At 43.7% G+C, this 12,334-nt stretch carries 7 protein-coding genes; 6 read left to right on the top strand and 1 reads right to left on the bottom strand.

Translation table 11 applies throughout. The features are described from left to right. The 6 genes from QVP94_RS01725 to QVP94_RS01750 all read left to right on the top strand — a co-directional run. Window positions 1-3,184: TonB-dependent receptor (locus tag QVP94_RS01725; RefSeq protein ID WP_288213145.1), on the top strand; the 3,184-nt coding region annotated here is incomplete at its 5' end. A 12-nt stretch (window positions 3,185-3,196) separates the two neighbouring features. After that, complete coding sequence (locus QVP94_RS01730) at window positions 3,197-4,786, top strand: RagB/SusD family nutrient uptake outer membrane protein (RefSeq protein ID WP_005861411.1); 1,590 nt, start codon at window positions 3,197-3,199, stop codon at window positions 4,784-4,786. Window positions 4,787-4,897: 111 nt separating this feature from the next. After that, window positions 4,898-6,238 carry a glycoside hydrolase family 28 protein gene (locus QVP94_RS01735; RefSeq protein WP_022191824.1) on the top strand — a complete coding sequence of 447 codons (1,341 nt, stop codon included), beginning with the start codon at window positions 4,898-4,900 and terminating at the stop codon, window positions 6,236-6,238. A gap of 17 nt (window positions 6,239-6,255) precedes the next feature. Next, window positions 6,256-7,671, top strand: coding sequence for a glycoside hydrolase family 140 protein (locus tag QVP94_RS01740; RefSeq protein ID WP_005861415.1), 1,416 nt, complete (start codon window positions 6,256-6,258; stop codon window positions 7,669-7,671). 33 nt (window positions 7,672-7,704) lie between these two features. Further along, window positions 7,705-8,883 carry a glycoside hydrolase family 172 protein gene (locus QVP94_RS01745; protein ID WP_008780730.1) on the top strand — a complete coding sequence of 393 codons (1,179 nt, stop codon included), beginning with the start codon at window positions 7,705-7,707 and terminating at the stop codon, window positions 8,881-8,883. 121 nt (window positions 8,884-9,004) lie between these two features. Then, window positions 9,005-9,388: a DUF4890 domain-containing protein gene (locus tag QVP94_RS01750; RefSeq protein WP_005861419.1), complete on the top strand. Its 384-nt coding sequence runs from the start codon at window positions 9,005-9,007 to the stop codon at window positions 9,386-9,388. A gap of 57 nt (window positions 9,389-9,445) precedes the next feature. Here the strand turns inward: QVP94_RS01750 and QVP94_RS01755 are convergent, their stop codons facing one another. Then, window positions 9,446-12,262, bottom strand: a complete 2,817-nt coding sequence (locus QVP94_RS01755) for an NPCBM/NEW2 domain-containing protein (protein WP_008780731.1) — start codon at window positions 12,260-12,262, stop codon at window positions 9,446-9,448. Window positions 12,263-12,334 lie beyond the last annotated feature (72 nt).

Consider the following 12,334-nt stretch of genomic DNA (forward strand, 5'->3'; position numbering starts at 1 on the left):
TCTTTCCATGAAGAATGCTACATTAAAGCAATTTTTTGAGGCTGTAGAGAAGCAAACCACATATATATTCTCTTATCGGGATGCTATAGTGGAAGGAAAGAAGGAGGTAACTTTAAACGTGACGAATCAGCCGATTCAGCGTTTGTTGGATGATGTATTGCATCAAAGGGACTTGCAATATACGATGACAGGCCATTCAATTGTCGTAACTTTAAAGACTGCAGGTAAAGTAAAGCAGGTATCTGGTACTGTGGTGGATAGTAACGGCGAACCGATTATCGGAGCGAATGTTGTTGAGAAAGGGACTACGAATGGAACGGTAACGGATATCTCGGGAAATTTCTCATTAAATATAGATGATACCGGTATTTTACAGATCTCGTATATTGGGTTTAATACTCAAGATGTAGCAGTGAACGGAAAATCAAGTTTAATGATAAACTTGAAGGAAGATACTCAAAAACTGGATGAGGTAGTCGTTGTTGGTTATGGCGTGCAGAAGAAGTCGAATGTAACGGGATCTGTGGCTTCTATTAAGACGGATGATTTTAATGATTTAAATATGGATGTGTCGCATGTTATTCAAGGACGTGTGGCTGGTGTCAATGTTTCCAATGGGAACATTATCATTCGTGGAGCGGCTTCTATCAATGGCGCGGATCCGTTGTGGATCGTGGATGGAGTGCCGGGTAGCGCTCCTAATTTTAATGATATAGAATCTATCGAGATCTTGAAGGATGCGGCTTCTACTGCTATTTATGGTGCCCGGGGAGCAGGTGGTGTGATCCTTGTTACCACTAAAAAAGGAAAGATAGGGAAACTTTCTATTAATGCGAGAGTAAACTTTGGAATAGAGACTCCGATCGATTTGCCGGATATGCTGCATACCGCAGACTTTATTGACCGGAAACTGGCGGCAGGCTTCCCTAATAATCCCAATTCCGGCTGGGATAATCCCGCTTCGCTACCAGATACAGACTGGGAAGATCTGGTTTGGCGTAATGCTTTTAGGCAAAACTATTTTTTACAGATGACAGGTGGTAATGAGAAAACTACATTTAATATGTCTGCGGAGTTCTACAAGAATCAGTTTATCGAACGTTATTCATTTGAGGATGCGGGTAATTTTCGTGTGGCTAGCCAGACAAATATAAGTAAACGTGTGAAATTTTCTGAGATCCTGACTGTTGGTTTTAATAATACGGATCCCCATTTGTATGGGCAGACGAATAATGATTATGTTTATTACCGCCAAGTTCCTACGATGGTGCCTTATGATAATACCAACGAAGCTGGTGGAGGTTGGGGGAAACATCCGGCAGGTGGTTACTACGAGGGACCTAATCATGTGGCTACACTAATGTCGCATCATGCGAATGAACGTAGGTTTTGGGCCCGGGCAAATGCGATTTTGGATTGGGAGATTATCAATGATTTAAAATTCCAAGCGAATTTCTCTGCCAATTTTGACTCCCATGCGAATAATTTGTTCTTAGAATCATGGAATTTGGGATCTTTGTCTCAACAGGATTATTACTCGAAAGATTATGGCTCCGGTTATGATTTACGTATGTTATATACATTGACTTATGATCATACTTTTGGGGAGAAACACTATGTAAAAGGTATGGTTGGCTACGAGGCTTATCGGGCGACGGCTTCTTCGGCAGGTGGTTGGAAAAACGGCTTCTTGGTTCAGCCTTCGGATGATATTAGTTTAGGTACGGGAGATAAAGATGTATCCGGAACGAAAACGGAAGGTCGTAGTTTATCCCAGTTCGCTCGTGTAAACTATGCTTATGATGACAGGTATTTGCTAGAGGCTAGTATTCGTCGGGATGGTTATGATAACTTTGGTCCAGAGAATCGGTTTGGTGTGTTTCCTTCGGCTTCTGTTGGTTGGAATGTGGGAAAAGAGAGCTTTGTAAAGGATAATATAACATGGATGTCTCAATTAAAACTGAGAGGAAGTTATGGTAAAATTGGTAACAATACAATTCCTCAATTCTTGTATGAACCTTCTTTTACGAATAATTATCTATATTATTCATATGATGGGCAAAATACGCAGAGAGGATTCTGGTATTCAAATGTTGCGAATGCTACGATTAAATGGGAAGACGTGGCCCAATGGAATATAGGTGTTGACGCAAGTTTTCTGGATAATCGCTTGAATACGACAATCGAGTATTATGATAAGAAAACTTCCGATATGCTGTATTCAGTAGGTGTGCCACCTTCTGCCGGGCCTTCTTCGGAACCATTTAGCGAGACCTCTTCTTATCGGGCTAATATCGGAAAGATAAGCAATAGAGGTTTCGAATGGATGGTTCAATGGAGGGATTCCTATAAAGATTTCAGGTATGACGTGGCTTTTACGTTGTCTACCAACAAGAACAAAGTGGTAAAGTTAAGTGACCAAGTGAATCCGATCATTTGGGCTGGAAGCGATGCGGCTTTGAATAGTTCTATTTATCGTACGGAAAATGGGCAACCGATGGGACAGATGTATGGGTATGTAGTGGATGGCATTATTCAAGACCAAGCGGAAATCGATGCCTTAAACGCTCAATCTCCGGATGGATTGTACCAACAAGCAGGTACGGCTCCGGGTGATTTGAAATATAAGGATTTAAATGGAGACGGAAAGGTGACGAATGAGGATAAGACATATATCGGTAATCCTTGGCCGGATTTGATGTATGGATTGAATATAAATTTGTCATGGAAAGGCTTTGATTTAAGTATGGGCTGGTTAGGAAACGCAGGTGTTGATGTCTTTAATAGCGCTAAGCTTTATGAAAGAAGTTTCTATGGCGACTATAATACGACTTATAAGGTATATGAGGCGTGGAGTCCGACGAACCGGGCTACTTCACATCCTCGAGTAACGAAAGAGGATCCGAATGGAAACTTCAAGAATGTCTCCTCTTATTTTGTGGAGGATGGTTCTTTCTTTAAATTGAAGAATTTACATTTCGGCTATAATTTACCGAAATCAATACTTTCTCATTTGAAGATAGAAGGTTTGAAGTTTTATATTAACTGCGATAATTTATTTATTATCACAAAGTTCCAAGGAGATCCTGAATTGGGTGGTGGATATTTGGAACGAAATATGTATTCTGTGAAACGGGCTCCCTCCACCCGCACCATTATGGGCGGTTTAAGTTTAACCCTCTAAATTAATAGGAAGATGAAGAAATTAGTTATATTATTAGCTGCTGCGTTAACTTTTAATAGTTGTTCGGATAGTTTTCTGGATTTATCAAATCCCAGTGCGTTATCTCCAAGTGTCTACCCTAAATCTATGGCGGATATGGAGACTATCGTAACTTCAGTTTATGCGAATATGGTCGCTGTGCCTTTGTATGGAAAAAGGGTTATGGCGAAAGGGACATTCTGTGTGGATCATACGGTAGATATGGCTTGGACTGGTGACGCCAACTGGAACCAGTTGGCGACCAATCAAGTGACTTCTGATAATGCTTACATTGGGACGTTATGGATTGGTTATTATAAAATGATTTCTTGTGCGAATACCGTATTGGAGCAATTGGAAAGAATCGACAAGGAGAAGTTTACGGATGCGGATTTAGCAAGACTTTCGCAGATGAAGGGAGAAGCTTTGTTTTGGAGAGGTTGGGCACACCAACAGTTAGTAGCGTTTTTTGGGGAGGGATATCCTTGCAACGGGGATGGCGATAAAAAAGGTGTACCTGTTCGTTTACAGGTAGCATCGACTCCGGATATGCTAAATATAGAACGTAGCACGGTGGCCGAGGTTTACGATCAGATCTTGAAAGATTATGAGGCAGCCAAACTTTTGCTACCTGCCGTATGGGAAGAGCGGGCGGACTATCCACGTCCAACCTCTGTTGCCGTTGCTAGTTACATCGGGCAAGCGAATTTGTATATGGGTAATTATGATGCGGCAAAGAAAGCGTTGAAAGAGGTTATTGATTCTTCCGGAAAAGAATTGCTCCCTTTCAATGAATATGCGAAGATGTTTAATGAGGATCAGGAGAAATTTAATAGAGAATCGATCTTAGAGATTAATTTCCGTAATGGGGATACTTCCGGATATTTTTGGTATGGAGAAGGTTCTCAATATGGATTGATCGCTGCCTTATGTTTCCAGAACGCAAGTGGAGATGTTGAGGCGGCCGGTTGGGGTAATATTTTCTTTCATGATGCGAATATTAAACGTTTTAATGGAGATCCTCGTCTGGATATCGCCGCTTTGCGTCCGGGAACTCCTGTTATTATGAATGGACAGCAGACGCAGGTTCTGAAATATAAGGATACGGAGGCTGACATTCAAGGTTGGAGCATGCGAAAATACAATCCGTTGAAAAGTACGGTGAATGAGTTGAATTTAGGGGTTGGTATTAATATGTATTTGATGCGTTTGGCGGATGTATATTTGATGTATGCGGAAGCTTGTCAGGCTACGGGAGATGAGGTAAATGCCCGGAACTATATGAATCTGGTAAGAAGAAGAGCTTATAATGGAGATAGTTCCCATGATATAACGGCTAGTGGAGAAGCTTTGAGAGATGCGATTCGGGAGGAACGTTTCATGGAGTTCTGCGGTGAGGGCGTACAACATTGGCAAGATGTTTGCCGCTGGAAGGTCTTGGATGAGGAGATTAGCCGTTGGTATGGAAAGACACGTGTTGGTAATCCGCATTATGATGCGAAAGATTTGTATTTCCCGATACCCAAGGTTGAAATGGAGAATAATCCGAATATGACACAAAGCATAGGTTACGAGAACGAGTAGATATAACTTGTTGAAAAGTTCATCAAAGAAAAGGAATAGGATAGTTCTCTTGGGATCGCTAATCCTATTCTTTTTTTATTCCTTTATGATCATATTAAATCTTATTGAATAATGAAGATGATAGATGTATCGAAAGTAAGAGTCTTTCGGGTGTGTCTCTTTGTATTGTTTATGCTCTTTATGCGGATAGGTTGGGCCTCAAATGATGATAGCACCTATAATATCGTGGATTTTGGAGCTAAAGGAGATGGAATAACAGACAATACCCAGTTCATCAACAGGACAATAGAAGCTTGTTCCTTGAGAGGGGGAGGAACGGTTATCATTCCGGAGGGAACGTTTTTGACAGGAAGTATTCTGCTGAAAAGTAAAGTAAACTTATTCTTAGAAAGTAATGCCGTAGTGAAAGGCATAAATAATCTGGAAAAGTACCGTTCTATATCCGATCTTAATCAAGATGAGGCTTATTATAAAGTAAAACCCCGGAATTGGAACAAGGCATTGCTTTTAGGAGATCAAGTTGAAGGTGTGTCAATTACAGGAGAGGGGGTAATCGATGGTGCCCATATTCAAGATAAAAAAGGTGAAGAAGGGATGAGAGGCCCTCATATTCTCTTTTTGTCGAGATCGAAAGGGATTAAGATATCGGGAGTTAAACTACGAAGAGCATCGAACTATGCTTTTATGAGTTATGATATTGAAAGGGCTTCTTTCGATAATCTTTTAGTGGAGGAAGGATGGGATGGGATTCATATTCGTGGCGGAAAAGATATCCGTATCCGAAATTGCCGTTTTTATACGGGTGATGATGCTGTTGCGGGTGGGCTATGGAAGAATATGGTAATAGAGAATTGCTATATGAACTCATCGTGCAATGGGATAAGGTTGATAATGCCGGCTACTGGTTTAAAGATCGTTGATTGTGAATTTAGAGGTCCGGGAAAATATCCACATCGGACTTCCGGTGAACAAAAACGTAGGAATATGCTTTCTGGGATATTGCTCCAACCGGGCGCATGGTTCCCTGCGTTTGGGGAAGTAAAGGATATATTGATATCTAGCTGTTCTTTTGATCAATTGGATAATCCGTTTCTAGTCACATTGAATGAGGGGAACCGGGGAGAGCGGATCTGTCTGGAGCATATAAGAGGTACACGTTTAATGAAAGCGGCCGCCTCGGTAGAGAGTTGGGGAGATAGTAGTTTGAAAGATGTCCGGCTTTCGGATGTTTCCTTATCGTATGTTGGAAACAAAGATCAAGAAATAGTAGGACGTACTCCCTCGAAGCCATTGACCGATTATCGTGCGCTCCCTTGCTGGGGGCTTTACCTTCATAATTTAGATCGAGTGATTTTACGGAATGTTCGGTTAGATTGTGAGAATGGGAAAGTTGGCCCAGCCTCTTGTTTCGATAATGTGGGGTCCGTGGAGATTTATAATGTAAGTTTTTAATCTTAAAAAGAATTAGTATGCAAAAATATCTTTTGTTTTGTCTAGCTTTTTGTGTATTGGGTTGTTTGGCTCAAGATTTGATTGTCCGTCCGAACGATCCTATTATTTATAAGAAAGAGGGCGGTGCCTTTTTATGGCTGGGGGATACGGCTTGGGAGTTATTTCATGTATTGGATAAGGAGGAGATCGTTCATTATCTGGATAACCGGCAAGAAAAGGGCTTTACGGTAATACAGGCTGTTATCTTATCTGAACTGGATGGTTTGGATAAACCGAATGCGTATGGATATTTGCCCTTGGTTGATAAAGACCCTACCCAAATCACGGAAGGGTACTTTGAGTTGGTGGATTTTGTGATTCGAGAGGCCGGCAAACGAGGAATGTATATAGGGCTTCTACCTACTTGGGCAAACAATGTGGTAGAGAAAGACGGAAATCCAGCATTGTTTAATCCAGATAATGCGTATACATACGGGAAAATACTGGGAACCCGATATAAAAATGAAGCTGTAATATGGATTCTTGGTGGTGATAGAAATGTGGTTACGGATAAGGAGTTCGAGATCTGGCAATCTATGGCGAAAGGAATTCAGGAGGGAAATGGAGGAACACAACTAATGTCCTATCATCCGACGGGAGAGATTTCCTCGCATTATTGGTTCCACAATGAGTCTTGGCTATCATTCAATATTCTCCAAAGCGGGCATTACCGCCGGATGGATCCGGTATATCGTTTTTCGGGTATGTATGCTCAATTGAACCCGATTAAACCGTTTGTAAACGCGGAACCTTCATACGAGGACATACCGGTTCTTTTCTGGGAATATTTTGATTATGCTAAGTTCGGGAAGAAAAAGGAGGACATAATAGGTGATAACGGATTGATTAAGGATACGACTTATTTTACGGATGGAATTTACGATGACTATGATATTCGTATGCAGGCTTATTGGACTTATTTCTCTGGAGCTGCCGGATATACATATGGGAATAACGCTATTTGGCAAATGTATAAGCCGGGTGGTAAATATCATGTACCATGCCTTACGTTTTGGGATGGTGCGTTGGATAGGCCGGGAGCCGAATGTATGCGCTATGTAAAGTCTTTGTTTACGATGTATCCGTTAGATCGTTTCCGTCCGGATCTATCCGTCCTGTTCGGAATTAATTACAATGACGCAAGCTATATCACTCCCGTTTTAGCAAAAGATAAGACTTTTATTTTAGTTTATTTGAGTCAAGGGCAGGATGTAAGAATACAAATGAGTAAATTGCGATCTTTAGGTAAAGCTTATTGGTTCAATCCGAGGAATGGGGCGAGAACCTTGATCGGACCGGTCGAGAATAAGGGAATTCGTACATTCAATGCGCCCGGAGAAGCGGGAGAGAGGGGAAATGATTGGATCTTAATTTTGGAGGCGGATGATAGGTAGACGATGTATAAATTTTAAATAATAAAAGTCATTATGAAGAAGATCAATGTTTTGCTGTTAGCCTTTTTGCTGTTAAGTTTTTGGGCGAATGCCCAGCAGTATCCTTTTAACGGGTTGGATATGAATATGGGAAACCTTTCTCGTTTGTCGAATGCGCAGAGTCGTTCGATCAGTCCGGAGAATTTTACGGGGGAGAAAGGGAAAGGAGCGATGGCTGATCCCGTGAGAGATAAGGATGTCCGGAATAAGGCGAATGCGGCCGGCCCAGCGAAAGATTTGGGGAAAGGCTGGAAAGTAAATCCTTTTATTATCGTGAAACCGGGGGAGACAGTTACCATCGCGGAGATTGATGGCCCGGGGGCTATCCAGCAGATATGGATGACTCCCACTGGCAACTGGCGATTCTCGATACTCCGTATGTATTGGGACGACGAGAAAGAGCCTTCGGTTGAATGTCCGGTCGGGGATTTCTTCGCCAGTGCTTTTAATGAGTATGCCCAACTATCTTCGTTAGCGGTCTGTGTAAACCCCGGGAGCGCTTTCAATTGCTACTGGAAGATGCCGTTCCGTAAGAAAGCACGCATAACATTGGAGAATATTAACAATGCGGAAGAGATGCGTTTGTATTACCAAATTAATTATACCTTGACGGAAGTGCCGGAGGATGAGGGATATTTCCATGCACAGTTCCGTCGTTCCAACCCGACACAAGGCTCTAGCCATACGTTGGTGGATGGAATCAAGGGAAAGGGACAATATGTTGGAACTTATTTGGCTTGGCGTGTCAATGATAACTGTTGGTGGGGTGAAGGAGAGATCAAGTTCTATATGGATGGCGACAAGGAATACCCGACAATCTGTGGAACAGGTACGGAGGATTATTTCTGCGGTTCGTATAACTTCGAGAATCAGAAAACACATCAGTACCAAGAATTCACCACTCCTTATGCGGGAATGCACCAAGTGATCCGTCCGGATGGCCTATATCGGGCTGTTACGGCGTTCGGCTTGTATCGCTGGCATATCTTGGACCCGGTTCGTTTTGAAAAGGATCTGAAGGTTACGATTCAAGATTTGGGTTGGCGGCACGACGGTAGGTATAATAACCAGAAGTCGGATATCTCATCGACTACTTTCTGGTATCAGGCGGAACCACACGCTAAATTCCCGGCATTACCCAGTAAGGATGATTTGGAGATTCCGAGATGGTAAATGGCCTGTGGTAAAATGTTAAATGTTATTTCCGATTAAACCTTTCCTTTTTATCGATGTCTATTCTTTCGAAGCGCTTCATAAACAGGTAATTTATAATAAAAGTAATAAGTAGTAGTTTATGAAAAAGGTAATAGGATTGTGTTTGGTTGTATTGTTGAGTTCAACTTCTGTGTTCGCTCGTGAGAACAGGCGTATGGACAAGCGTAAGATGGATCCGTCCGCACGTTGCGAGAAGATGATCGCCGACTTGAAGCTGGATGAGAAACAAGCGGTGGAGTTCCGTAAACTTCAAAAAGAGTATATGGAAAAGGCTCAAAAAGAACGTGAGGCGATGAAGGCTGAGCGTGAGAAGCAACGGGAAAAGATGTTGGCCATGCGTGAGGATAAGAACGCCCAGATGAAAAAAATATTGACGGAGGAACAATACAAACAATATCTGGAAAAACAGCAGCCTAAAGGGAATAAACATGGCAGAAAACATCTAGGTAACGGACGTAGATAAAGAAGTCTATAGATAGATAAAATGGCCGGGGTAGCGATTATCCCGGCCATTTTAGTTCTAATCGGCTGCTTCAACCACATACCAAGTATATCCGTTGGCAGGGATTTTAACCGTAAGCTCCACCGTATAGTCCCGGTTCAGTTTGTAGGTGACAGGCTTTTGCTCTTTTTCCCGGATGCGGGCTGTTTGTGTCAGGCCGGTATAATAGAGTGGAATATGGATCGTACGGGTGATCTCTTGATGGGTCGGATTGAAGAACATGGCTAGACCTTTCTCCTTCTTGTGAGGATTGACGTGTATGAACCCGTCCCAGTCTCGTGCGTCCGGCCGGCGTAAGTGGATCATATCGCTGTTGAGTATATCGCGGTATTTCTTATACCATTGAATAACCTCGGTTACGGCCGCTTGGGTTTCCGGGGTATCATATAGGCGTGGCCCTCGATAGCAAGCTTGGACACCAGCTCCGTAATTTTGCATCATATGTGTTTTGTATTCGAACAAGTGTTCGTGGAGGGGCTCCAAGGTGGCGGCCTCTCCTCCTCCTTGATACTCCACGAGAGGAACGAAGCTCCAGCATGCCGAAGCCATCCGATCCCATGTACCATCATAATTCAATTGGCGGGCATGGATGATCTGCCGGTCCCGGGGAAGCGACCAGTTGGCTTCACGGTAACCAATGCCTGTCTTGGTAGACCCGTTCAAGAAATAGAAATCGGGAACATTGATATAAATGCCATTCTCGCACATCCAACGATAGAGATCGGTTATCTTATGGAACTGATTCCATTGGGAATCTTCCAGCCCTTTATGATAGGTATGGTGGGTGGAGGCGCATACGTCGCCGGGATAGGAGCCGTCGTGCTCGAAGCAACGCATGCCCGTACGCTCGAAGAAGGTTCGTATATGATGGAAATACTCATATCCCCAATCGCTGCACAGGCAGGGAGCGCTACCGAAACGCATGCCTCCCCGTTTGCCCGTCTTGGGATTGATAACATCCACCTCGTCGCTGATCCAACGGCTTGATAAGAGGGAGTAACATCCTAACTCTACACCTTTGCCGCGGGCGTAATCTACCAAGGATTTATATTTGGCGATATTTTCTTCCGAGATATCCTCGGCGTTCAATCCAGACCCGAAGCTGATGATCACCATCTCGTAGCCCACGGTAGCGCATTGATCGATAGCGGTACGAATAACATCCGGATCGGAAGAGGTAAGGTGCATGAAGATCGGATTCTCCGTAGCCCATGGAGCTACCGTATAATGAAAGCGTCGTTTGAACAAGCCCTTCCGTTCCCGGTCATCGCTGTCGAACGGCATCTCGTATACGCTGAAGGACTTGAACTCCTGGCCCGCCGCTAGGGTATAATCGGGACCTAGCTTGGGCGATACGTCTAATATGCAAGGCGTGAGCAAAGGATAGTTGCGTTGGGAGGTATATTCCGGATCGGCTACCCATTTCTCCGTGATATCGGTTTCCCGCTCGGTAAACTCTCCGCCACAAGCATAATCGCTTTCTATATGTATGTTCGGGAGCCTGAATTTGGAGGGATCTCCACCGCCGGGAGACTCCGGTTCGGCGAATGCCAGATATTCCAATTGAAAGGCATCGATATCTATGGACTGCGGGGTCTTGTTGGTAACCTCCATACTTTTCCGGATAACCGGGATATGATCGTATAAGTCGTAATGGAGTTCTACGGTGACACCTTCTGTTTCTTTCTCTCCTTTCAATACGAAAGTCAGTCTTTTCCCTGTGGGTACGTTCTTATTCAGTGCCCAGCGGCTTCTGGCCCATTTGATATCTTCCTGCAGCTCCTCTATGCGGAAATCCTCAATGAGAAAAGAACCGGAGCGGGTAGTCATCTGCTCGACCCATTCCATCTGGAAGTATCCGCGCTCGGGCTGGCCGGCCAGCCCGCCAAGTTCCCAACGTTTCCCGTCAATCGTCAAACTGCCTTCGCTACTTACGGCACGAAGCATACTTTCTCCGGTCATCCGGTTAAAGATATCTAGAGTGGAGAGATTGGGCAAGACACGGAACATACGTGCTACCATTCCGTTTGACAATAAGATGCTTTTGCCATCGGGAGTCGCATATATGCCGGCTTTGGATCGTGAGGGTTGTAAAAGCCAGTCGAAAGAGGTGTTTTCCAAAGGAAGCCCTTGTTGGGGCAATCGCTTGATTTTATCAAGTAATTTCTTCTCCGTACCGGATGATACCTCCGGCCCTTTCCCTTGATAGCTTGTGGAGATGATCGAGGGGATGATCTCCATATACTCTATTTGGGGCGTGATCCATAAGGCATGATCTCCGCTGGGGCCATCGTCGGTAGGCTCTACGATAAGGTCCAATATCTTTATGCCATTTAGGGGGATATCGATTGTTTTCGGGGCGTCGCCAAGTTTGACGATACCGCTGTTATAAAGCTCCTTGTCATCTCCTTTCAAGATAAATAAGACCGAGCCCGGATGTACCTTTCCGTCTTTACCTTCTAGACCAACAAATGTCTTGGCGTTTTTTCGGGTATCGAAATACATTTTCGTTCCGTCAACAAAAGGGATAACCGTGAGGCTTTTATCTGTATAATCGATATGTGAGTCGGCGATCCCGACCTGTGCTTGAAAGCGTGACGCATTCTTGTGTAAATCGATCTTGATATGGCTTTTGGCTTGTACCCCGATCACGTCATCATACGTTTTTCCTTGTATGGAGGCGGGCTCGTTGGTAACTGATTTCCCTTTGACGGCGCCACCGTAGGTTTGGTAGGATTTATTTAGGTCCATGTCCATAAGCCGGATCTCGTTCTGGCCCATGGCGTAGAGACCGGCAAATCCCGAAAGGATAGCTGTAAAGATAAGTTTATTCATAAAATCCAGTGATAAAAGAGCGTGTTATCAATGATAAAAATAAGGTGCTTCAAAAAGACTTCTTTTGAAACA

Origin of the sequence: Parabacteroides sp. CAG:2, from assembly GCF_000436315.1 — a bacterium.
Lineage (GTDB): Bacteria > Bacteroidota > Bacteroidia > Bacteroidales > Tannerellaceae > Parabacteroides > Parabacteroides distasonis.